At 40.4% G+C, this 23,575-nt stretch carries 22 protein-coding genes; 18 read left to right on the forward strand and 4 right to left on the reverse strand.

What is annotated here, in order from left to right:
* The first annotated feature begins 113 nt into the window (after nt 1-113).
* From ACLIJJ_RS13255 to ACLIJJ_RS13305, 11 genes are all read left to right on the forward strand, one after another.
* Complete coding sequence (locus tag ACLIJJ_RS13255; RefSeq protein ID WP_411411038.1) at nt 114-1,139, forward strand: XdhC family protein; 1,026 nt, start codon at nt 114-116, stop codon at nt 1,137-1,139.
* Nucleotides 1,136-1,777 (forward strand): NTP transferase domain-containing protein, encoded by a 642-nt coding sequence (locus ACLIJJ_RS13260; protein WP_411411039.1) that lies wholly within the window; start codon nt 1,136-1,138, stop codon nt 1,775-1,777. Before ACLIJJ_RS13255 ends, ACLIJJ_RS13260 begins: the two co-directional genes overlap by 4 nt.
* The gene (locus ACLIJJ_RS13265) at nt 1,752-2,636 is read left to right on the forward strand and encodes an FAD binding domain-containing protein (RefSeq protein WP_411228638.1); all 885 of its coding nucleotides are present in this window, start codon (nt 1,752-1,754) and stop codon (nt 2,634-2,636) included. The genes ACLIJJ_RS13260 and ACLIJJ_RS13265 overlap by 26 nt, the downstream gene beginning before the upstream one ends.
* Complete coding sequence (pucD, locus tag ACLIJJ_RS13270; protein WP_411228639.1) at nt 2,627-4,933, forward strand: xanthine dehydrogenase subunit D; 2,307 nt, start codon at nt 2,627-2,629, stop codon at nt 4,931-4,933. The genes ACLIJJ_RS13265 and pucD overlap by 10 nt, the downstream gene beginning before the upstream one ends.
* Nucleotides 4,930-5,412, forward strand: coding sequence for a (2Fe-2S)-binding protein (locus tag ACLIJJ_RS13275; protein ID WP_411228640.1), 483 nt, complete (start codon nt 4,930-4,932; stop codon nt 5,410-5,412). The genes pucD and ACLIJJ_RS13275 overlap by 4 nt, the downstream gene beginning before the upstream one ends.
* Before the next feature lie 27 nt (nt 5,413-5,439).
* Nucleotides 5,440-5,952, forward strand: coding sequence for a 2-oxo-4-hydroxy-4-carboxy-5-ureidoimidazoline decarboxylase (gene uraD / locus ACLIJJ_RS13280; RefSeq protein WP_233313938.1), 513 nt, complete (start codon nt 5,440-5,442; stop codon nt 5,950-5,952).
* 22 nt (nt 5,953-5,974) lie between these two features.
* Entirely contained in the window at nt 5,975-6,319 is a 345-nt protein-coding gene (uraH, locus tag ACLIJJ_RS13285; RefSeq protein ID WP_233313937.1) for a hydroxyisourate hydrolase, read from the forward strand.
* A gap of 26 nt (nt 6,320-6,345) precedes the next feature.
* Nucleotides 6,346-7,647, forward strand: a complete 1,302-nt coding sequence (locus ACLIJJ_RS13290) for an allantoinase (protein ID WP_411411040.1) — start codon at nt 6,346-6,348, stop codon at nt 7,645-7,647.
* Nucleotides 7,648-7,894: 247 nt separating this feature from the next.
* Nucleotides 7,895-9,085, forward strand: a complete 1,191-nt coding sequence (purT, locus tag ACLIJJ_RS13295) for a formate-dependent phosphoribosylglycinamide formyltransferase (protein ID WP_411411041.1) — start codon at nt 7,895-7,897, stop codon at nt 9,083-9,085.
* A 49-nt stretch (nt 9,086-9,134) separates the two neighbouring features.
* Entirely contained in the window at nt 9,135-10,397 is a 1,263-nt protein-coding gene (locus tag ACLIJJ_RS13300; protein ID WP_237941381.1) for an L-lactate MFS transporter, read from the forward strand.
* Between the two features lie 63 nt (nt 10,398-10,460).
* Complete coding sequence (locus ACLIJJ_RS13305) at nt 10,461-11,372, forward strand: AEC family transporter (protein WP_237941382.1); 912 nt, start codon at nt 10,461-10,463, stop codon at nt 11,370-11,372.
* A 38-nt stretch (nt 11,373-11,410) separates the two neighbouring features.
* On the opposite strand, the gene ACLIJJ_RS13310 is transcribed toward ACLIJJ_RS13305, so the two are convergent.
* Nucleotides 11,411-12,541: a CAP domain-containing protein gene (locus ACLIJJ_RS13310; protein ID WP_237941383.1), complete on the reverse strand. Its 1,131-nt coding sequence runs from the start codon at nt 12,539-12,541 to the stop codon at nt 11,411-11,413.
* A gap of 416 nt (nt 12,542-12,957) precedes the next feature.
* Here ACLIJJ_RS13310 and ACLIJJ_RS13315 point away from each other — a divergent pair, with 416 nt between their 5' ends.
* The 3 genes from ACLIJJ_RS13315 to ACLIJJ_RS13325 all read left to right on the forward strand — a co-directional run bounded on the left by ACLIJJ_RS13315 (nt 12,958) and on the right by ACLIJJ_RS13325 (nt 15,932).
* Nucleotides 12,958-13,089 (forward strand): hypothetical protein, encoded by a 132-nt coding sequence (locus ACLIJJ_RS13315; RefSeq protein ID WP_267913281.1) that lies wholly within the window; start codon nt 12,958-12,960, stop codon nt 13,087-13,089.
* A gap of 187 nt (nt 13,090-13,276) precedes the next feature.
* On the forward strand, nt 13,277-14,671 hold the full coding sequence (locus tag ACLIJJ_RS13320; protein ID WP_411411071.1) for a M20/M25/M40 family metallo-hydrolase: 1,395 nt from the start codon (nt 13,277-13,279) through the stop codon (nt 14,669-14,671).
* A gap of 190 nt (nt 14,672-14,861) precedes the next feature.
* The gene (locus ACLIJJ_RS13325) at nt 14,862-15,932 is read left to right on the forward strand and encodes a branched-chain amino acid aminotransferase (protein WP_233313931.1); all 1,071 of its coding nucleotides are present in this window, start codon (nt 14,862-14,864) and stop codon (nt 15,930-15,932) included.
* A gap of 41 nt (nt 15,933-15,973) precedes the next feature.
* On the opposite strand, the gene ACLIJJ_RS13330 is transcribed toward ACLIJJ_RS13325, so the two are convergent.
* Complete coding sequence (locus ACLIJJ_RS13330) at nt 15,974-16,831, reverse strand: dimethylarginine dimethylaminohydrolase family protein (RefSeq protein WP_233313930.1); 858 nt, start codon at nt 16,829-16,831, stop codon at nt 15,974-15,976.
* Between the two features lie 59 nt (nt 16,832-16,890).
* Nucleotides 16,891-17,700: a Cof-type HAD-IIB family hydrolase gene (locus ACLIJJ_RS13335; RefSeq protein WP_233313929.1), complete on the reverse strand. Its 810-nt coding sequence runs from the start codon at nt 17,698-17,700 to the stop codon at nt 16,891-16,893.
* Between the two features lie 177 nt (nt 17,701-17,877).
* On the opposite strand from ACLIJJ_RS13335, the gene ACLIJJ_RS13340 reads away from it, so the two are divergent.
* The 4 genes from ACLIJJ_RS13340 (at nt 17,878) to pepF (ending at nt 22,557) form a co-directional block, all read left to right on the forward strand.
* Complete coding sequence (locus ACLIJJ_RS13340) at nt 17,878-18,078, forward strand: IDEAL domain-containing protein (protein ID WP_233313928.1); 201 nt, start codon at nt 17,878-17,880, stop codon at nt 18,076-18,078.
* Between the two features lie 335 nt (nt 18,079-18,413).
* Nucleotides 18,414-19,229, forward strand: a complete 816-nt coding sequence (locus tag ACLIJJ_RS13345) for an STAS domain-containing protein (RefSeq protein ID WP_237941384.1) — start codon at nt 18,414-18,416, stop codon at nt 19,227-19,229.
* A 219-nt stretch (nt 19,230-19,448) separates the two neighbouring features.
* Nucleotides 19,449-20,564 (forward strand): NADH-dependent flavin oxidoreductase, encoded by a 1,116-nt coding sequence (locus tag ACLIJJ_RS13350; RefSeq protein WP_233314755.1) that lies wholly within the window; start codon nt 19,449-19,451, stop codon nt 20,562-20,564.
* Nucleotides 20,565-20,763: 199 nt separating this feature from the next.
* Nucleotides 20,764-22,557 carry an oligoendopeptidase F gene (pepF, locus tag ACLIJJ_RS13355; RefSeq protein WP_411411042.1) on the forward strand — a complete coding sequence of 598 codons (1,794 nt, stop codon included), beginning with the start codon at nt 20,764-20,766 and terminating at the stop codon, nt 22,555-22,557.
* 89 nt (nt 22,558-22,646) lie between these two features.
* Here pepF and gltC read toward each other — a convergent pair whose 3' ends face one another.
* Nucleotides 22,647-23,549: a glutamate biosynthesis transcriptional regulator GltC gene (gene gltC, locus ACLIJJ_RS13360; RefSeq protein WP_233313925.1), complete on the reverse strand. Its 903-nt coding sequence runs from the start codon at nt 23,547-23,549 to the stop codon at nt 22,647-22,649.
* Between the last annotated feature and the right edge of the window lie 26 nt (nt 23,550-23,575).

A 23,575-nucleotide genomic window follows, 5' to 3' on the forward strand; every position in this document is an offset into this window, starting at 1 on the left:
TTTAATAACAAATGATGTTATATTTATTAACACGAGGGCGGTTATAAGCCCTCTTTCTTTAAATAGTTAGAGTTGTTTCTATCCCAGAATAGCCACCCATTTAGGAGGTTAACATGATGTCTTCAGATGAGTATGCTGTTATACACGCTGTTGCAGCTAGTTGCTCTGGCGGTTTTTTAACGACAATCATTGATGTAACAGGTTCTGCATACCGCAGAGAAGGAACAATGATGTTCTTTTCAGAGGATAACTGGGAAATGGGTTTGTTGAGCGGCGGCTGCGTCGAGCAAGATATTTTAGCAAGAATGGAAATCGAGGAGCATGATAGAAGATCATCCTTTTCCCTTATATATGATTTGCGTTCAGAGGATGATTTATCTTGGGGACAGGGCGCAGGCTGCGACGGCAGCATAACTGTATTGATGGAATATGTGAGCAGTGAGCTTAAGAATAATCTCACCTTGGTGAGGCAATGGCTCGAAAATGGCGATACAGTAGAGCATATTAAGGTGCTTGATGATGATTTAAACGTCATTTCAAGTGTGTTTATCAGTGAAACAGGAGAGAATGCTGGCAATTTTGACACTCATTTTGTGCACTCTGTTCCAGTGAATAAGCTGTATGCTGACGAAAAGACAGGCAGATATTATTTTCGCCAAACCTTCTTACCACAGCCAAGATTGATTATATATGGTGCAGGAGCTGATGCACGGCCAGTTTGTGAAAGAGCCAAACAGGCAGGTTTCCAAGTAATTGTTGCTGATTGGCGCCAAAGCTATTGCACAAAAGAGCATTTCCCCCATGCTGACCTGCTTGTTAATGGCAATCCTTTGTCTGTGCTGGAGGAAGTTCATGTTAGAAGCAGCGATTTTATTGTTATCATGACACATAACTTTACGAAGGATAAAGAGCTGATGAACTATTTACTTGGTGGAGAGTATGCTTTTGTCGGTATGCTCGGCTCGAAAAAACGAGCAGATCGGCTGTTGGGCAATAAAGGCAAACCAGACTGGTTTTATTCTCCTGTGGGGCTGAGCATAAATGCAGACGGTCCTGAACAAATAGCAATCAGCATTGCAGCACAATTAATTGCAGTCAAAAACAGCAATACGGAAAGCTCGAAAGTGGTGAAAAGTTGAAGGTAATTTACCTCGCTGCTGGGCAAAGCAAAAGGATGGGCTGCAAAAAAATGGCACTTCACTTTGGAGGAGAAGCGCTGGGAATGAGGGCGTTAAAAACAATCCTTCATAATCCAAAAACCTATGTGTATGTTGTCGTGCATCCACAAGATAACTTAGATTGGATTTCTGCAGATGTGCAGCAACAGCTATCAGCTGGAAGAGGGGAATTAGTTGTCTCTGAAAAAGCCCATTTAGGGCAATCCTGCTCCTTAATTGCAGGCGTAAAAAAAGCAGAAAAGCCTAAGGCAGACAAAGTGCTGATTTGCTTGGCAGATCAGCCTTTCATCCCTAAATCTATGCTGCAAACCTTGCTGTGCCAGTCATTGGAGAAAGACGAAAAATATATTGCTTGCTTAAATAACGGAGTCATTAAACCGCCCGTAGTGTTATCCTCTTTATTGTTTGATCGAATTTATGAATTGACTGGAGACACAGGAGCAAGAACTATTCTAAAAGACTCAAGTTTAAAAGGGAAGTTGCTTGAATTTATTGATGATGACTTTTTCGCAGATATCGATACAATGGCTGACTATCGAAATTATTGCCGTGTTTTAGAAGATAGGGGGGCAGATGATGAAAAGTTCACTACAAAATGATGATACAGCTGTTGATGCACCTGCGGGCTTAGGAGAGGTTTTTTCATTAAGACAGGAAGGTTCTATGTTTATTGCCGGAGGCACTCTTTTACAATTGAACTGGGAAGCTGGTCAGCAAAAACCACATCATTTGATCAGCACCCACCGGTTAGAAAGCTTACAAGGTATAGAAGAAGAAACAAATTTTTTGCGAATCGGTGCATCAGCTTTATTGTCTGATTGTATCCTCGACTCAAATATTCAGAAAAGAGCGAAAATTTTAGCGGAGGCCTGTACAAAAATTGCTGCACCTGCTGTTCGGAACAGGGGTACATTAGGCGGAAATATTTGCAGCAGAGTAGGAGATTCTATCCCTGCTTTACTTGTTTTAGATGCACAGCTGCATTTTTTTAATGGCGTTTCAACGTATGTTGTTCCATTATCACAATGGATTAAAGCTGGTCCGCTAACAGAGCCTGATTTGCTGGTTTCGGTAAATATCCCGCTATCCACCGAAAGCCGGAGCATATCCTTTTTTCAGAAGATAGGACGCAGAGAAAGCTTCACTGCTGCCATTATTTCTTCAGCAGGCAGGATAGAGATGGAAAATGGCGTCATTACAGATGCAAAAATGGCCATAGGCGGCGGTGCTCACCAGCCGCAAAGACTGTCAGACGCGGAAAGCTATGTACTGCAGAAAAGCTTAAAAACGATGGAGTGGCAAGTGTTACGCTCTATGATTGAACATGGCTTCCATTCTTATTCTGACCCTTTTGTTACAGACAGCTACAGAAGAAAAGCGGCTGCCAATATTATTGTTGCCAATCTTTATAACCTGCTAAATTCGGAGTATGTAAAGGAGGATGAAGGATGCGATTGACTAGAGCAGGCTCTCGAAACAGGTGGAAGGCAAGAAGAGATGGGATTCAAAAAGTAACGGGTGAATTGAAGTATCTTTCGGATATGTCCTTCCCGAACATGCTTTATGGAACTGTGCTCCGCAGTGAATATGCCTTTGCAAAAATAAACAGTATTGATACTTCAGAGGCTGAAAAACTTCCAGGTGTTAGTGCGGTTCTGACATCAAAAGATATTCCTGGCTTAAATGGCTTTGGCATTGTTATTCAAGACCAGCCTGTTTTTTGTGAGGATACAGTCAGATATGTGGGAGATGCCATTGCTGCAGTTGCTGCAGAAACACAGGAAATTGCCGAAAAGGCGGCAGCGCTTATTAAGGTCGAATACACTCCTTTGCAGCCCATTACAGATCCGGAAGTCAGCCTGTTAGCAAAAACGCCTAAGCTCCATGAAAATGGCAATCTTTTGCATAATGCCTTTTACAAACAAGGAGCTGATGTAGAAGAAGCGTTTGCAAACTGTGCTTGTATCGTGGAAGAGGTCTACTATACACCAAGGCAAATGCATGCATATATGGAAACAGAAGGTGGAGTTGCTGTTCCTCATGAAGATGGCTTAACGATATATGCTCCAACCCAGCATGGCTTTAAAGATCAGCTGCAGCTATCCAGAATACTAAATATGCCAGAGAGCGATATAAGAGTCATTTCAAGTCCGATTGGCGGATCTTTTGGCGGAAAAGATGAATTAAATATCCAGCCCTTTATTTGTTTGCTTGCAAGAGCAACTGGAAAACCAGTTAAAATCCATCAATCGAGAAGAACGTCTGTTAAAGCAGGCCTAAAAAGACATCCGATGAAAATAACCATGAAAACTGGCGCAGATAAGGATGGCAACCTGCTTGCACATAAGGTGAGGATATTGGCTGATACAGGTGCATATGCCACATTGGGACCTGCTGTACTTGACTTTGCTGTTGAGCATAGTACCGGACCTTATAGGATAAAGCATGTTGAGGTAGAAGGCTATTCTGTGTACACAAATAACGGTGTTGCTGGAGAATTTAGAGGTTTTGGCGGTAATCAAGTCACCTTTGCACTAGAAAGCCAAATCGAAAAGCTGGCTGAGATGTTAAACATAAGCAGCACAGCACTGCGCCGTAAGAATTTACGGAAAACAGCAGATCCTGGGCCAGTGAATCAGCAAATCGTTCCAACCGCCGGAGCGGAGCAAGTATTAGATGAAATACTGAAATCACCGATTCTTCAAGACAAACCTCCTAACAATGAAAGTCAGCCATTTATTTTAAAAGGGAAAGGCTACAGCATAACCATGCATGGTGGAGGGCTTGGTTATGGCCGCTCCGATCCTTCAGGAGCTAGATTGTCCTTAAATGAAAAAGGTAAATTAGAGATTTCGTTTGGTTTTGAAGAATGTGGTCAAGGTCTGCTGTCAACGATTGAAATGATTATGACAGAGTCTTTTGCTTGTTCTGCAGATGATGTTGAAATAACAATCGGCGATACTGCAAAAGTACCTCACTCCGGTTCTTCGACTGCCTCTAGGGCTACAAATATGGTTTGGACCGGCATCAACAAAATGAAAGGTTCGTGGTGTGATAAGGTTAATTCTTTTGTTTCCCAACAGTCAGGAGTGCCCCTTGAAGTCTTAAAGACGGGACATGGAGGGATCTGGGAATATCAAGAAAATGGTAACTCAGCCCTCGTTATGACTTATAAAGAAGTAGCAGACAAAATTTCCGAGCTCCCAGTTGTTACGGCAAGCTATCACTTTCCGACAACTCCAGAAAGCATCGATGGCGGACATTTTCTATATTCCTTTGCTGGAGCAGCTGCAGAAGTAGAAATAGATGCACTGACAGGAAGAGTATATGTCAGTAAACTCGATCATGCCATTGCTGCCGGACCTGTCGTCAACCCGATGGGCTACTTAGGGCAGATTGAAGGTGGCGGGAGTATGGCACTCGGCTTTACATTGATGGAAGATGCCGTTATGGATAATGGCAGGTATATGACGGAAAACTTTGATTCTTACTTAATTCCAACCATTCTGGATATCCCCAAATCCACGAATGTGTCAGCTATCGAAGAGTTAGAGGACGGCGACGAGTATGGACCGCGCGGCGTTGGGGAAATTGGGACAGTAGCAGTAGCTCCTGCTATTGTTGCTGCCATTCATGATGCTACAGGCCACTGGGTTAACAAGCTGCCTATCTGTCCAGAAGAGATTATGGAGTTTGCCTTTACAAAAATCAGCAAAGAAAATCAAAATGGATGGTTAGGAGGGGACAAAGGATGAAGGAGCAGCTGCAAGCTGGAAAGACAATCCGCTTTAATGTGAATGGCAGCTCAGTAGATTTATCTGTCCCTGCCACTTATAGATTAGTAGATATCCTTCGCAAGGAATTAAACCTGACAGGCACAAAAATATCTTGTGAAGTCGGCAGATGCGGAGCATGTTCCGTTATCTTGAACGGAAAGCTTGTCAATTCCTGTTTAGTCATGGCTTACCAGCTGGAAGATGCAGTGGTGCAGACAATTGAGAGTGTTAGTGCAGATGCATTACATCCGATCCAGGAAGCCTTTTTGCAAGGAGGCGCCTTGCAATGCGGATATTGCACACCAGGGATGATTATGGCACTAAAGGGCTTATTGGAACGTGAAAGCCAGCCGACGAAAGAAGAAGTTCTGCAAGGACTTTCAGGGAACTTGTGCAGATGCACAGGATACGAAGGGATTTTACGGGCGGTGGACATCTTGGCAAATAGAGCAGAGTAACTAGCATAGTAAGGAAGGGTCGATGAAATGTATACAATAGCAGCAATAAATGCGATGTCAAAAAATGAGTTTATTGAAAAAATAGGCTGGGTTTTTGAACACAGTCCGTGGGTCGCAGACAGAACTTGGGAAAGACAGTCAACTTTTGAGTCCCTGCAAACATTGCACCACGAAATGGTCAAAGTCGTTAGAGAAGCGGCAAGAGAAGAGCAGCTAGATTTAATTCGGGCCCATCCTGATTTAGGAGGAAAAATAAAGATGACACAGTCCTCGGTGAATGAACAAAAGGGGGCAGGACTAGATACGTTATCGAAAGTGGAATATGAAAGCTTTCTCCAATTAAATAACGAATATCGCACTAAATTTCATTTCCCATTCATTCTGGCAGTGAAAGGACATACGAAGGATTCTATTTACGAGGCGATGAAAGGGCGTATCCATCATACAATGGAGGAAGAGTTCGAAACAGCATTATCTGAAATATTCACTATCACTTTTTTTAGACTGGAAGGAGTCGTCCAAAAAGTGCTCGAAGCATAATTGATAGAAAGGAGATTGTGAAATGAAGACAGGAATAACGACACATGTATTGGACCTGGTAAAGGGAGTGCCAGCAAGTAATATCCTTGTAGAACTGTGGAAATACAGCGGAGCGAATCAATCTGAGCTCATATCCAGCGGTTATACAAACGATGATGGCAGAGTCGAAACGCCGCTTTTGACGGAGCTTGTGCATGGAGAATATGAACTAGTTTTTTATGTAGAGGATTATTTTAAAAACGGAGAGATGCAAAACGTGTTTTTTCGAAGAATACCGATACGGTTTTTAGTGGCTGAAGGAGAGTCCCATTACCATGTGCCACTTCTTTTATCGGCATGGGGTTATCAGACATACCGAGGCAGTTAACGGTTTTTAATAAAGGAGGCAAGCGAATGGGTCAATATGATGTCGTCATAAAGGGTGGAATGATCGTATTAGAGACAGGTGAGATTCAAGCGGATATTGCCATTAAGGATGGTAAAATCGCAAATATCGCCACTGATATTGATATCGACAACGATGCTCAAATAATTTCCGCTTCTGGTTTGCATGTGTTTCCAGGTCTGATAGACACACATGTTCATTTCAATGAACCAGGACGAACAGAGTGGGAGGGGTTTGCAACAGGCAGTAAAAGCTTGGCAGCAGGAGGAGTGACGACATTTTTTGATATGCCATTAAACAGTCATCCACCTACTGTCAATAAATATGGATTCGAAGCAAAGGACATGTTGGCAAACGAAAAATCATTAGTTGATTATAAACTTTGGGGCGGACTTGTTCCGCAAAATCTTAGCGAGCTAGAAGAGCTGCATGCTTGCGGTGTCATTGGCTTTAAGGCATTTATGTCAAACAGCGGCATTGAAGATTTCGAAGCAGCAGATGACAAGACCTTATTTGCTGGTATGAAAAAGATAGCAGCCCTTGACAGTATTCTTGCTGTTCATGCTGAAAGTGATGTTATTACAGAAGAGCTAAGCAAGATGCTCGGAGCAGAGGATGGCGGGGCATTTTCTGCATCAAGACCAATCTATTCTGAATTAGAAGCAGTAAATCGCATTCTTTCTTATGCTGAAGCTACAAATTGCAAAGTTCATATTGTACATATTAGCAGCAGTGAGGTGCTGCAGCCGATATTAGCTGCCAGAAGAAAAGGGATTAACGTATCTGTTGAGACATGCCCTCATTATTTATCATTGACTGTCAATGATTTGAATCAGCTAGGCGCTGTTGCCAAATGTGCGCCGCCATTACGAAATAACCAAGAAATAGAGGGGCTTTGGAAGGCGATTGAGGAAGGAGCAATTGATATAATCGGCTCCGACCATTCCCCATCTTTAGTGGAGATGAAGCAAGGAAGTCTTAAAGAGGCATGGGGAGGCATTTCTGGCTGTCAGTCTACATTGTCTATTCTGCTGGAGGAAGGTTATTGGAAACGAGGTATACCGCTCTCCGTGATTGCGAGGATAACAAGCACCAACCCTGCAAAGCGGTTTGGATTATATCCTAATAAAGGGAATATAACAGTTGGCAGTGCTGCAGACCTTTGTTTAGTTAATATAAGTGAGAAATATACATTAACAAAAGAAGATCTTTATTATCGAAATACTCAAAGTCCTTATATTGGAAAAACATTTCGTGGAAAGGTGAAGCAGACAATGCTAAGAGGAAGAACTGTTTTTCAAGATAAGTGAATGGTTAAGAAACACTTTTGAAGACTTCTATTTGATTGATTTGAAAGCAACTAAACTAATTAAATCGCTATCCTCCAAAGAGTGCCGATAAGCACTCTTTTTTATTTTTCTTCTAATCGGAAAAACCGAACTATATTTATATAACTTTATAAAATGTTCGTTATTTTTATAAAAAAACCTTGAAATTGATAGGTGAAGTACGTTATTATGCTCAATAAAGGAACGAACAATAGAGGGGGTTGTTTATATGTTCGGTGCAATAAATTCCAAACATACGAAAAAGATAATGCTTCTAGGAGCAGGAGAGTTAGGAAAAGAAGTGATTATTGAGGCACAGAGACTAGGAATTAACACGATTGCTGTTGACCGCTATGCAAATGCACCAGCAATGCAGGTAGCACATAAATCGTATGTGGTCGATATGCTTGATGGCCAAGCACTTAAAGAAATCATTATCAGAGAAAGGCCTGATTTCATTGTGCCTGAGATTGAAGCCATTGCAACTGAAATGCTCGTTGAATTAGAAGGAGAAGGCTTTAATATTATTCCGACTGCAAATGCTGTCCATTTGACGATGGACCGGGAAGGAATTAGACGACTTGCAAGTGAGAAACTGAATTTGCCTACAGCGAAGTATGAATTTGCAGACAGTTTAGCAGAATTGCAGAATGCCGTTGTTACTATCGGTGTACCGTGTGTAATTAAGCCGATAATGAGTTCTTCTGGTAAAGGGCAAAGCATCTGCCGCAGTCTTGATGATGTAAAGAAATCATGGGAAGAAGCGGTAGGGGGAGGCAGAGGGAAAAAAACACGAGTAATTGTAGAGGAATTCATCTCCTTTAATTCAGAAATAACATTGTTAACGGTCCGCTCTATCAGTGGCACGCACTTTTGTCCGCCGATTGGTCATATCCAAAAGGATGGGGATTATATCGAGTCATGGCAGCCTCATCAGATGACCGCCGAACAGCTTGAACAGTCAGAGCAAATTGCCGCACAAATAACAGACGCTTTAGGAGGCTACGGACTTTTTGGCGTAGAGCTTTTCCTAACAGATAATGGTGTGTATTTCAGTGAAGTGTCGCCAAGACCTCATGACACTGGAATGGTAACATTAGCAACACAGGATTTATCAGAATTTGCCTTGCACATCCGTGCTGTATTGGGCTTGCCTATACCGCAAATCAGGCTGAACTCGCCTGGTGCAAGTAAGACTTTAAAGGCATCACGAGAAAGTGCGGATTATGAAATCCATGGCGTTCAAGAAGCATTAGCATCTAAAGACAGCCAGATCCGAATTTTTGGAAAACCGAATGCAGTTGTCGGCAGACGCTTAGCTGTTCTTTTGCAAAGAGGAGAAACAGCAGAAGCAGCACTTGCTGATGCAAGAGAGGCTCACGCTAAGCTGTCGATTACTTATGGGAAGTCCGAACAATAGATTTTATTTAAGCCCAGAAAAACTAGACTAAGAAGCAAGGGAGACTGTTATGAAAACAAAAAATCGCTGGTTAATTGCCCTTTCAGCAGTTGGCATTCATATTTCTATTGGCTCTGTTTATGCGTGGAGTGTTTTTACAAAACCATTGGAAGAAACGTACAATTGGAGTTTAACAAGCATTTCCTGGACATTCAGTATCGCTATATTATTTTTAGGTCTCTCTGCAGCCTTTTTAGGACATTTCGTGGAGAAATTCGGTCCCCGTGCTGCTGGAACACTCTGCGCCACTCTATTTGGATTAGGAATGGCAGGGTCAGGGTTTGCGGTAAGTATTGAATCCTTGCCTCTTTTGTATATCACTTATGGAGTATTTGGCGGAATTGGTCTTGGAGTAGGCTATATTACGCCAGTATCAACATTGGTGAAATGGTTCCCTGATAAACGAGGGCTGGCAACAGGGCTGGCTATAATGGGGTTCGGCTTTGCTTCCATGATCAGCAGTCCGATTATGAATAAGTTGATTAGCTCTGTTGGTATACCTTCTACATTTTATATTTTGGCAATCATCTATTTTATAATAATACTAGCTTCAGCTCAATATTTGGCTCCGCCTCCAAAAGGCTATGTACCTGCTGGCTACAAGAAGGCATTGGAGACAGGGGCTGCTGCTCCGAAAGCTGATTTAGCTCAATCGACAGCCAATGAAGCAATAAAAACAAAAAGATTCTGGGCTTTATGGACAATGCTTTTCATTAATATTACGTGTGGAATTGCCATATTGGCTGTTGCATCTCCAATGGGACAAGAGCTTGCTGGAATGTCCGTTACAGGAGCCGCCGTATTAGTCGGTATTATGGGTGTATTTAACGGATTAGGAAGAATTGCATGGGCATCTGTTTCCGATTATATTGGTCGTCCTAATGTATACACATTGTTTTTTGCGATTCAAATTGCTGCCTTTTTTGTATTGCCTCATTTACAAGACGCTATTACTTTCTCTATAATAGTATGTATCATAATGTCTTGTTACGGGGGAGGATTTGCATCGATCCCTGCGTATATTGGAGATATGTTCGGAACGAAACAGCTTGGTGCCATTCATGGCTATATACTGACAGCGTGGTCTGCAGCAGGGATTGCTGGTCCTAGGTTTGTCTCATGGATCAGAGACACGACAGGAAGCTATCAGGAGACGTTGATTGTCTTTTCCTGTATGTTCATCGTTTCACTGACAATCTCCTTATTAATCCGTTTGGATATTAAAAAGATTAAGTTGATGAATAAAGAAATTAGTAGAGGCAACAGCATTTAATAGGTTGGGGGTAAACCCCTGACCTTTTTTTGAGTTTTCCTCTTATGATTGGAGATTAGCAATATGGAAAACTTTAATAATCAGTTTATCATTTCCTTCATTATAATTGCCCTAGGCTATTGTTTGAAGAAGTGGCAGATCCTCAAGGAAAAAGACGGGGAAGCGATGGCACGCCTTATTTTTAATGTTACGTTGCCAAGTTTAATCATCGTAACATTTCATCGTATAACAATCGATTCCTCCCTGATGATGCTGATGGTCCTAGGCTTTGTATATGGTATCATTGTCGCAATATTAGGCTTGTTTTTATTCAGGAAGGAAGAGCGGAGAGATAAAGGGATGCTTGGCATGCTGATCCCTGGGTTTAACATAGGCTTGTTTGCTTATCCTTTAGTTCAAGGTATCTGGGGAGAAGCAGGATTAAAGTATTTCGGCATGTTCGATATTGGTAATGCTATTATTACATTTGGAGTCAGTTATTTAATTGGAAGCTATTATGCAAAGGAAGGCGTTGTGCTGAACTTCAAGCATGTTGCCGGCAAAATGGGCAAATCAATCCCGTTAATGACATATGTGGTCATATTTATCATTAATATTACCGGCTTGCCACTGCCGACTGCTGTTATAGACATCAGTTCTGTCATCTCTCAGGCTAATATGCCTCTGTCTTTACTGCTTCTAGGAATCTATTTGAATTTTTCATTTGAAAAAAGCCACTGGAAGGGCATTGGAAGGGTATTGGGGTTGCGCTATGGTGTCGGTTTACTTGTTGGAACATTAGGGTTCTTCCTTCTGCCAGTCGATGATATGTTCCGCTATACAGTCCTGATTGGACTTATTCTGCCGATGGCCTCCTCTGTATTACCTTACAGTGTAGAGTTTAAGTATAATCAGAGATTTGTCGGCACAGCAGCAAACCTGTCTATCCTTATCAGCTTTGTCTTGTTATGGGTAATAGGAAATATGATTGTGTAAACAAACAAGGCTATTCCTTTTGCAGGATAGCCTTGTTTTTATTTTGTAATAAAGTTTTCCGTATAATACGGCTGTGATTTTTCATTGAAAGCAACACCGACACCTAGGTAAGTAAAGCCTTCCTGCAGAATATTCTCCCGATGTCCTAAAGAGTTCATTAAACCTTCATGTGCAAAAATACTGCTGTATTGCCCGTAAGCAAGATTTTCACCAGCCATTGTATACTTAATGCCGTCAGAGAGCATCCGGTCAAATGGGGACTCACCATCGAGGTTTGTATGGTCGAAATAGTTGTTTTTCGCCATATCCTCACTGTGCTTCCTTGCGGTTACCTTTACATTATCTTCCCATGTCAATACGCCAAGACCGTTGTTAACCCTGCTGGCGTTCGTTAAATCAAACAGCTGGAATTCAAAGCCCTCTTCCAGTTGGGCGCTTCCGTCTGTATAGAAATCACTTCTGTCCTCTTCAAGCTCAGTTGTCACAATCTGCATTGCCGTTACTGTATTGTTTTCATGCTTATCAAAAAATACGGTGACATAACTGCCGTCCATCTCAAAAACTTCATAATCTCTGTCTTCTGGAAATTTATAACGGACAAAGCCTTTTGTCAGTTCATCGAGGGGATTTCCTAACGTCTTCAAGACACTGTCTTTACTGCTGCCTTTTTTCACTCCGTTTGTAGAGGAAATCAAATCTTGATTTGTATACAGCGCTGCTACCTTTTTATTGGAATCAAATCCTACCATAACAAAATTTTGATAGTTTTCGTGGTACGTATTCCATGATATGCCGTACTCATTCATAGATGTACGCTGCGGTTTACCTAATTCCTGCTCAACTGCTTCCTCCGAATCACCCATTTGAATATTATAAATGGAAAAGGTCTGATGAGCTGGTGTCTCTAATTCCGGTTTTTCTGCCTGCTTCGTCTGTTCCGTTTCCGCACCAGTATCCCAGTCTGGGAGGATATCTTGTGTATCTTGGAAAATCTGTTTACTTTGCTCAATAAATTTTTCAATAAAATTAGCAGCTTCCTGCTCGTTCACTTCGGCTTTTGCATAATCAATCGCATTCGGTATCGTTTCCGTGCCAAATTTATGCTGTATATATTGCACTCCGACGTAGACAATTAAAATGAGCAACGCCAGTTTTATAAGCCTTCTCAAAATTAAATCCCTCCATTTCCTCTCCATGATTGCCTGAATCAGGAAAAAACATAAGCAAATGATTAATTTTTGCTAGAAATTAACGAATATAGACAGACGTTTGAAGGGAATATATAGTTTCAAGTATACCATCTTCCAATAAGTGAAACATCTTTTGAGTAAGAGGAAAAACTTGCTAATCTATTGGCGAAAGACAGTATTACAGGCTGTAATGTTCATGTAATTTGGGCGTAATGGGCTAATTGATAAAAACATGCTATAATGAGCATGTAAAACAACAGCATGGATATAGTTTCCAAGCTATAAAGTGCTACATACTTGTAATGCAGCAATGTAATAACTAGAGAAATAGTCGTTTAAGAATTGTTTCAAGGGGGCATTACTAAGCATGATTAGGCACTAAAGGAGGCTACAAAATGCAATTAATTAGAGCCGATATAGACCAGCTTCTGCAAGACACGCTGGATCTGGCTAGCTGTGTCAGTGAATGGAACATCAAAACTATTGAGATTGATGATCTGCTCGAAGATACGAAAAACTGGAATTAAACTTATCTAATAAAGTCTAAATCACTTTTGAAAAGACGATCTTTCTTTTCCGAACTGATTTAGATTTTTTTTGTGACTAAAATTATTTTTTTAATTTATAAAATATTTTGAAAAATAGCAGGTTTTTTTCTTCGGTTGGCGAAACAATAGAGTATCTAAATATAAAGGAGCTGGCAATATGGAAAAAATGGATTTACAAGCAATTGAAACGAAGACAAAGGAAAATTTAGAACAATCCTTTGCTATTTTAGAACAATATTTACAGTTAGAAACAGTATCTGCGCAAAACAAGTTCATTCCAGAAACAGTGGAGTATATTTCTAATGTGATAAAGGATTTCGGAGGTGACGTTCAGGTGCTAGATGATCTTGGTGGAAACCCAGTTGTTTATGGATTTTTCCCAGCAGGAGAGAAGGGGGATTCGACTAGTACGCTTCTTTATTATAACCATTATGATGTGCAGCCTGCCGATCCTCTTGATGAATGGGTGACTGAACCGTTTGTACCTACCGTGCGCGACGGAAAACTGTTTGCAAGGGGAGTTTCTGATAATAAAGGGGACACAATCGCGAGACTTACAGCCATTAAAGTGCTACAGGAAACAGAAGGCGGTCTTCCCTGTAATATTAAGTTCCTTATTGAAGGAGAAGAAGAGATAGGAAGCCCTAACTTGACTCCTTATTTAGAAAAGTATGCTGAATTGTTTCAAGCTGATGCCTGCATTTGGGAATTTGGCGGAAAGGATGAACAAGAGCGGATCAGCATGGTAGCAGGCATTAAAGGGATGGCTTATATGGAGCTAACAGCAGTAGGTGCTGACATCGATATGCACTCCTCGGTAGGAGCGTATGTCGACAATGCAGCGTGGAGACTTGTTCATGCCTTAGCCTCTATGCGCAATGAACACAATGAAATTATTGTCGAAGGTTTTTATGATGGAATAACACCACCAACTCCTGCAGAGGAGGAGGTCGTTCAGTCATTGCCGTTCAATGAAGAAGCCGTTCAGGAGCTGTATGGGTTAAAAAGGCCTTTAATAACAGAGGCTTTAGGAAAGGACCCTCGTTATGCAATGGTTTTTGAACCGACAATGACAATTTGCGGGATCGAAAGCGGCTATACAGGGGAAGGAGCAAAAACAGTTCTGCCAAAAAGCGCAAAAATGAAGCTGGATTGCCGCCTTGTGCCTGGTCAAGATCCGAACCATATTTTTGAATGTGTTGTGAATCATTTGAAAAAGCATGGTTTCGATGATGTGTCTGTAAAGTTGATTAACGGTCAGAAAGCGTACCGCTCGGATTTCAGTCATCCGTTTATCAGTCATGTACAGCAGTCAGCTAAAGAGGTTTACAATAGTGATGTTGTGCTCGCACCAAACTCGGCAGGAACAGGACCGATGTTTGATTTTGGCAGAATTTTGAATTTGCCGATTGTCAGCACAGGAGTTGGCTGGGTCGGCAGCAAGGCTCACGCACCGAATGAGAGCATCCGCACATCAGATTATGAACAAGGAATTGTTTATATGGCCCATATGCTTAAAGGTTTTCCGGCAGCACTAAAGCAAGAGAAAATAGAACTGTAAGCAAATATTTTTTGGAAAGAAATATAGCGCCAGTCCATTTTGTGGCGCGTATTTCTTTTTATTTGTGCTATAACAATAAGATGGTTAAGCAAAAAAAGTTTTTAAAAAAATATATATTCCTCTTTTCCTCCAGAAAAGTTACGTTATAATAGATAGAAATAATAATTTACATATGAAGGAGTTTTTCAACGTGAGTGAACAAACAATCACAGTAACATTAGCTGCAGAAAAGAAACCGAAGCCAGATCCGTCTAAATTGGAATTCGGTAAAGTATTTACGGATCATATGTTCATGATGGACTATACAGTAGAGAACGGCTGGCATAATGCTCAAATTCTACCATATCAGCCAATCACGTTAGATCCTGCTTCAGTTATTTTCCACTACGGGCAAGCAGTTTTTGAAGGTATGAAAGCATATTTGACAAAAGAAGAAAAAGTATTGCTTTTCAGACCGGAAAAAAATATGGAACGTCTGAACAAATCAAATGAGCGTCTTTGCATTCCAGAAATTGATGAGGATTTCGCTCTTGATGCTTTAAAGCAGCTGATTAATATTGATAAAGATTGGATTCCATCAGGAGAAGGAACTTCCCTGTATATCCGTCCTTTCGTTATTTCTACACAACCATTTTTAGGTGTTGCGGCTTCTATCAGCTATAAATTCATGATCATCTTGTCACCGGTTGGTTCATACTACAAAGAAGGTGTTAAACCTGTAAAAATCTTTGTTGAAAATGAGTATGTCCGTGCCGTTGCTGGCGGAACTGGCTCTGCAAAAACAGCTGGTAACTACGCAGCAAGCTTAAAAGCGCAGCAAATCGCTACACAAAAAGGCTATTCTCAAGTATTATGGCTTGATGGAGTCGAAAAGAAATATGTAGAAGAAGTAGGCGCGATGAACGTATTCTTCAAGATTGGTGATGAAGTTATTACACCAGCATTAAACGGAAGCATCCTTGAAGGTGTGACAAGAAGAAGCGTCATGGATCTTCTTAAACATTGGGACATCCCTGTAGTTGAACGCAGAATTTCTGTTGAAGAGATTTTTGAAGCTCATAAAAATGGTGAGTTGAAAGAAGCATTCGGTACAGGAACAGCAGCGGTTATTTCTCCAATTGGTGAGTTCTTATGGAATGAAACATCCATTACTCTTAATAACGGAGAAACTGGCGAGCTTGCGAAAAAAGTCTATGATACATTGACAGACATCCAAAACGGAAGAGCAGAAGATCCGTTTGGCTGGACAGTCGAAGTATAAAATAAAAGAGCCGCTGTCAATCATGGCAGCGGCTCTTTTAATTATGTTGTCTGTGTTTCCCTGTACAAAGGAAGTGTGCAGCAGCGGAAGGCTCCGCCTGACTTAATGATTTCCGTTATATCAACCTCAATCACTGTAAAACCGCGTTTGCGCAGCTCACTATTTACACCTTTATTAATGGGAAGACTGATGACTTTTTTATGACCGATAGATAGTACATTTGTTCCGAGTGTTGCTTGCTCTTCCTTTGTCACCTCAATGAGAGAATACCGCTTCTTTAACAATTCCAATTTATCTTTATCAATTTCCCCAGGATAAATCAGCGCATCATGCGGCGAAAGAATATTGAATACACAATCAAGATGTAAAAAGCTGTCTGTGAATGGAACAGCAATCACTTCATAGTTAGGCAGCAAGCTTTGAAGATGATTAATGGCTTGTTCATTTGTGCGATTGCTGACACCGACATAAATGGTCGAGCCGTCAATCAGCACATCACCGCCTTCAATCTTGTCACTGTTTAATTTCGTAAAAGAAATTTCCTGCTCGTTCAGCCAGTTTAACAGAACATGCTCTTCTCCTTTACGGACATCATGCCCCATTTTCGCAACGAACATTTGATCACCAAGTGTAAAGCCGATATCCCTAGTAAATACCTGTTCAGGGAATTGCTTCTCAGCAGGAAGGAGCACAACTTCAATGCCTTCAGCTTTCAAAGCTTCAACAAAGCCTTGATGCTGTTTAACAGCTAATTCTGTATCAATATTTTCTTTCATATACTGCTTTTGGATCGCATTTATTGGTTCTTTAATAGTCATATATAATGGAGATGTTAAAATCACTTTTTTTAATGGGGCATATTCGCTGTGGCTCCCAATCAACAATTGATCATTCTTCATATTAATCCTCCATTTTTTAAGTTTTGGGCAATCCATTCACAAGCTGACAAAATAAGCTTTTAAGCGTTTAAAATAAATTTTTCGACCGCTTTGGCAACTCCGTCATTATTGTTTGTATCTGTTACATAATCGGCTATTAGCTTAATGTCGTCAGGAGCGTTGCCCATTGCAATGCCAAGACCTGCAAATTCAATCATTGCGGCATCATTATAGCTGTCTCCCATTGCGATAACTTCTTCTCTTGTGATGCCAAGGCGATCAATCAATAATGATAGGCTTGTGCCTTTAGTAACACCTTTCTCCGTGAATTCAAGGAAAAAAGGTTTGGAGCGCATAACACTCAGTTGCTCTGAAAGTTCTGTCTGTAATACTTTCTCCACATTTTTCAGAATATCCTCTTCTTTAACCATTAATACCTTTACAACAGGGTCTTTTATGTAATCAACAAAGTTAGGCACAGCTTTGATTGGCAGCCCAGTTATTTGTGCTTCAATCTCCGTAAATGGATTGTTTTCTTCTGTCACAATAGTATCGCCAACATATGTATGAAGCCAAACCTTTTCTCTTTTACTCAATTCAAACAGCTGGTGTACAACCTCTGGTAAAAGCGTACTGCTGAAAATCTCTTCATTCGTTCGGCAATTGGTGATTTTCGCGCCGTTAAATGAAAGGATATAGCTGCCATAATCAGACAGATGTAGTTCTCTTGCAGTATCCCACATCGCAAACGTAGGTCTGCCTGAAGCAAGAACTACCTTAACCCCTTGTTCCTGTGCTTTAATCAATGCTGCCTTTGTCGCTTCTGAGACCGTATGGTCATCCTGAAGCAATGTGTCATCCATGTCTAGTACAATCATTTTATATTTCATTTGTATCTCCTTAAAAAAATTTATTCTACATCTTAAGAATACATGAATATCAGTTGAGATTATAGCGGAAAGGGAGATTTTTTTCTTATTAGAAAAAGGGAGAAATTACCTCGAAAAAGTATTTGAATTATCAGAAAATTGTTGCTATAATATAAAAAAGCAAAGGGGTTGATTCAAATGGAAAAGTATTTATTAAATGCACCACAACAGTCTGAAGGAAATGTAGTTGATTCTTTATTAGCTGAAATGGTCTTGGAGAAAGCCCTTTATAATTTCAAGAAACAGAGTCTAAAAAAGCAGATTGATGCAACATTAATCGCTGGTGATAAGCCTGAGTTTCTTCGTTTAACAGAAGAACTAAACAAGTTGATCTCCTAAATAGTTTTTATAATAGTCGTTATATATCAAAGCATGGAGATGCAAATCTTCATGCTTTTTGTTGTTCGTTTGAAAAAAATGAAAAAGGACACCAAAAATGGTGTCCTTACGTTATTGAGGCAATAAACTGTGCTCCACATAGCACATTAGCGTTTATTGACTTATTCAATAGAGCTCATCGCAGAAATAAATATACCATATCTATTAATTTGTTGCAAGCTATTATTTTTTTATAGTCAAATTAGCTGCAATAAAGACGGAATATTTCTCCCAAAACCGCCCTTTTTTGCGTTATAATCTAGTTATACTATTGGGGTAAAGGGTGGGAATGATATATGACAACAATGTGTAAAGTGGCTGAGTACATAGAGGAAAATACAGAAGTCCTTGCTCATAGAATAGTAGAGGGAGTTCTCAGCAGTTTAGATTTAAGCATCCCTGATGACGAGAGAAATAATGCATTTCTCATGTATAAAGAGTTTTTAGGGTTTTTAGGCAAGTCACTTAATACAGGTGTGTCAGGAGTGCCAGCGGATTTAATTGCTTGGAGTAAGCACAATGCTGAACAGCAATTGAACGCAGGAGGAAGAATTTCAGAAATCGTTATCCGCTACCAGCCGACAAGGAAGATTTTTAATGAGCTGCTGACAGAGTTAAGCATTAAGTTTGGACTAGCTCTTAGTGAGAATGCTTTTTTAATAAAAATGGTTGACGATATACTCGACACTAGCTTAAGTGAAACAGTCTCCACTTATGAATGTTTATCAGAAAGTTACCGAAAGAAAGCCCAGCAGGAATTGGCGGAGCTGTCTGCCCCAGTTGTGCTTGTAAAAGAAGGTGTAGCTGTTCTGCCGCTTGTTGGCTTAATCGATGCCTACAGAGCTTCGTATATAATGGAAAAAGTAGTCCCCCATATAGCTGGGCTTCAGCTTGAATATCTTATTACAGATTACTCTGGCATTAAAAATATAGATTCGGAAATCGCTTCTTATCTGTACCAATTAGGCGAGGTGCTTCAGCTCCTTGGCATCAAGGTCATTGTAACCGGCTTGCGTCCGCAGCTTGCTCAAACAGTTGTGGAAACAAGATTAAATATGGCGGCAATCAAGGTTTATGCTAATCTTAAGCAGGCACTGGAGTCTTTGAAGTAACCGATTTAAAGTTATTTTTATATAAGTACAGCACCGCTTGGTAACACCAAGGGTGCTTTTTTGTTTTTGGCCGAGTTCAATCGTTTGACTATTTAAGTGCGAGAATATTAAGATGACATTACTTCAATAATTCACCCTGATAAAGGCATACTACAGGAGTGAAGCAGAAGTTCATTTAATCAAGAAACATTATGTAAATATAATTTAAAAGGAGTGTTAATTTTGAGCAATCAATCCGAAAAGCTTTTCCAACCATTGAACTTGGCAAATAAGCTGGAACTGAGAAATCGTTTAGTAATGGCGCCAATGACTAATTTCTCATCAAACGAGGACGGCACAGTTACCAAAGCTGAGGTTGACTATTATGCTAGACGTTCTAAAGGTGTCAGCATGGTTATTACTGCATGTACATATGTAACAGAAAACGGCAAAGGCTTCCCGGGAGAATTTGCTGCATATTCTGATGAATTCATTCCGTCTTTAAGAGAACTTGCATCTGCAATAAAAAAAGAAGGGGCGAAAGCAATTCTGCAAATCTTCCATGGCGGCAGATCTTGTCCTCCAAACCTAGTGCCTAATGGTGAGCTTGTAAGTGCCAGCGATGTTGCACAAGACAATAATCCAGCTCCTAGACCTTTAAAAGAAGAAGAGATTCTTGAAATTATCACAGCGTTCGGTGAAACAACAAGACGTGCTGTGGAAGCAGGGTTTGATGGTGTTGAAATCCATGGCGCAAACGGATATTTGCTTCAGCAGTTTTATTCACCGCACACAAATAGACGCAACGACAAATGGGGCGGTACTCTAGAGAATAGAATGGCATTCCCGCTTGCTGTTGTTGATGCTGTGAAAAAAGAAGCAGAAAAAGCAACAGAGCCATTTATTGTTGGTTATCGTTTCTCTCCAGAAGAACCGGAAACTCCAGGTTTAACGATGGAGGAAACATTTGCCTTGATTGATGCACTTGCAGACAAAAACCTAGATTATTTGCATGCTTCCTTACAAGAGTTCTGGTCAGCACCAAGACGTGGCGCTGATGATAGCAAATCCAGAATTGAATGGATTATCGAGCGTGTCAATGGACGTGTGCCAGTGATTGGTGTCGGCAGCGTGTATACAGCAGATGATGCAAAAAAAGCCTTTGAAACAGATATTGATCTTTTAGCTATTGGCCGTGAGCTCATTATCGATCCTGATTTTGTTCAAAAAATCGAGGAAGGCAGAGAAAGTGAAATTGTTTCTGTATTAGATAAAAGCAAGCAGAAGGAACTGGTAGTGCCAGATCCGCTTTGGAATGCAATTATCAACTCTCCTGGCTGGTTCCCAGGAGTATAAGCAATTCTTGCCCCCCCGGCGATTATCTCCGGGGGTCTTTCTTTAACAGCGCAAAAGATTCATGACAAATTAGTTTCCTGCATAAACTAATCATCTAAAGCAGAAAATTTTTCTGCTAAAACAATAGTGTTAATTTTTGGACAGGAGTAAATGCTATCCATTATGATGGAATAAACTTAATCAAATGAGGAGGCTGCAGATGATTTCTTATAAAGACAGAAATGAAGTAAAAGACATAGAGAAATGGAATCTTAGTGATCTGTACGAAACAGAGCAAGCTTGGAAAGCAGATTTGGACATAGTCAGTGAAAAGGTTGGCGAGATTGCTACCTACAATGATAATATAAACGATGCCAAAAGCTTGCTTGCCTATCTAAAGCTATCTGAAGAAATCGGTTACATATATAGGAAGGTTTTCGCTTACGGCATGCTGCTGCTTGATACAGATACCAGAAATAACAGCGCTCAAAGTCTTGTAGACCAAGCGAGAAGTGCAGGGCAAAAATGGAGCAGCGCAAGCTCGTTTTTTATGCCGTATCTTTTAAGCCTGGAAGAGAGCCAATTAAAAGCATATATTGCGCAAGAAGAAGGCTTGAAATATTTTGAAAAGGATTTGCTTGAGTCGTTTGCCTATAAAAAGCATGTTTTAAGCAAAGAAAAGGAAGAGATCTTATCAGAATTAGGGGAGTCCCTGTCTGTTCCAAGCCAAGTGTTCGGGATGATTAATAATGCAGATATTAAGTTTGGTGAGGTGACAGATGAGAACGGAAACAAAGTAGAGCTGACAAGAGGTATGTATTCAAAGCTGATGGAAAGCGATGATAGAGAAAAAAGAATCGAGGCCTACAAGGCATACTATCAACCTTATCTCGGACTCAAGAATACAATTGCAGCAACTTTTTCATCTGCAGTCAAAAATAATGTTAAAACATCCAAACTGCGCAATTATCCTTCAGCCCTTGAAAAAAGTTTGTTTGGTGATCGGGTTCCAAAGGAAGTTTACGAGAACCTGATAGAATCAACTAGAAATAATTTAAAATATATGGATGAATATATGCAATACCGCAAGCAAAAATTAGGTGTCGATGAGCTGCATGCATATGACTTAAGTGTTCCCCTTGCAGGCGAGGCAGCGAAGCAGGAAATCTCATTTGATGAAGCCTATGATATTATGCTGAAAAGCTTAGAGCCGCTTGGGTCTGAGTATATTGATGTTTTGAAAAGCTTTAAGGAAAAACGTTATTTTGATGTGAGAGAGACACCGGGGAAAAGGTCGGGAGCTTATAATCTAGGAGTATACGGGGTACACCCATTCATCCTGTTGAATCACCGAGATGACCTTGACAGTCTTTTTACATTGGCGCATGAGTGCGGCCATGGGATGCATTCTTATCTCAGCAATAAGCATCAGCCGGCAATCAGTGCAGGATACAGCATTTTTGTAGCTGAAGTTGCATCAACAGTCAATGAAGTCTTGCTGATTCGGTATCTGTTAAAAACAGAAACAGATCCGAAAAAACGGGAGCATTTATTGAACCACTTTATCGACAGCTTTAAAGGGACTTTCTTCACGCAAGTAATGTTTAGCGAGTTCGAAAAAGAGGTACATGAGAAAGCAGAAAAGGGAGAACCGCTAACACTTGATTTTTTCAATGAGACTTATGAGACTCTTTTTAAAGCTTACAATGGCAGCGAGCTAGTCCTTGATGATGAAGTGAAGCACGGGTGGTCAAGAATTCCGCATTTTTATCGTCCGTTCTATGTTTATAAGTATGCAACAGGCTTTGCTTCTGCTATTACAATTGCTGATAAGCTTTTGGAAGGCAAACAGGAAGACTTGGATAGCTATTTAGAATTCTTAAAGAGCGGCAGCTCAGAATTCCCATTAGACTTGCTGAAAAAAACAGGTGTTGACTTAACTACTCCAGAACCAATAGAACATGCAATGTCTATTTTCCACTCTCTTGTAGAAGAGATGACAAAAAAGGGTTAAAAATTGGTTAAAGCCGTATACTTTGTATACGGCTTTCTTGAACCGTTAGGAACAAGTTGCATAAAAATTAATTATTTTGCATAAAATTTTTATTGGTATTTTTCTAGAATGGAGAAAAACTCAATCACGTAATGATAGAAAGTTTGTACAGACGGCGGCAGCTCTCGGTTTTTGGGAATGATAATACCGACCGTACGGCTGATTGCAGGATTCTCAATTGGCACCCTTGCTGTGAATTTTGGAACATTATCATAAAAGGTGCTTTCAGGAAGCAATGTCACTCCCATTCCAGCTGAAACTAACCCTTTAATAGCATCTAAATCCTCTCCCTCAGAACTTATATTCGGCAAAAAACCTTCTTGTTTACAAGCATCATAAGCTATTTTTTGCAAAATATAACCTTTCGGAAACAATACAAATGATTCATTTCGTAAATCCCTTAGCCGAAGTGTACGTCTTTCGGACAACGGATGATTGCTTGGGAGAAGGGCAAAGATTTTTTCTGTAAATAATATATTCCCTTTTAAATCAAAATCATCTGTCGGTACAGGGCCTAATAACGCTAAATCCAGATCTCGATTTTTTACCGCATCGATTAAGAAACTGTATGAGCCTTGTCGCAATTGAAAGGCTATGTTCGGATGCCTTTCTTTAAAAGCGGAAATTATCGTCGGCAGCAAATGACTGGCAAGGCTTGTCGGAAACCCGATTTTAATGGAGCCTCTTTCTGGATCTAAATAAGCATCAATTTGTTCTTTAGCACGATCTACTGCTTTCATAATCGCAAGGGAATGAGTTAAAAATATTTTACCAATTGATGTCAATTTGACATTTCGTCCTTCTCTTTCAAATAGAGGGACACCTAGCTCGTCTTCCAAATTAGCAATTTGTCTGCTTATAGCGGATTGCGCTACATGTAGGCGTTCAGCAGCTTCTGATACATGTTCTCTTTCTGCAACTTCGATGAAATATTTCAGTTGTCTTAATTCCATTTTTTAGGTTAATCCTCCTATTCATC

The sequence above is a fragment of the Niallia laureatilytica genome (genome assembly GCF_046613985.1).
GTDB lineage: Bacteria > Bacillota > Bacilli > Bacillales > Cytobacillaceae > Niallia.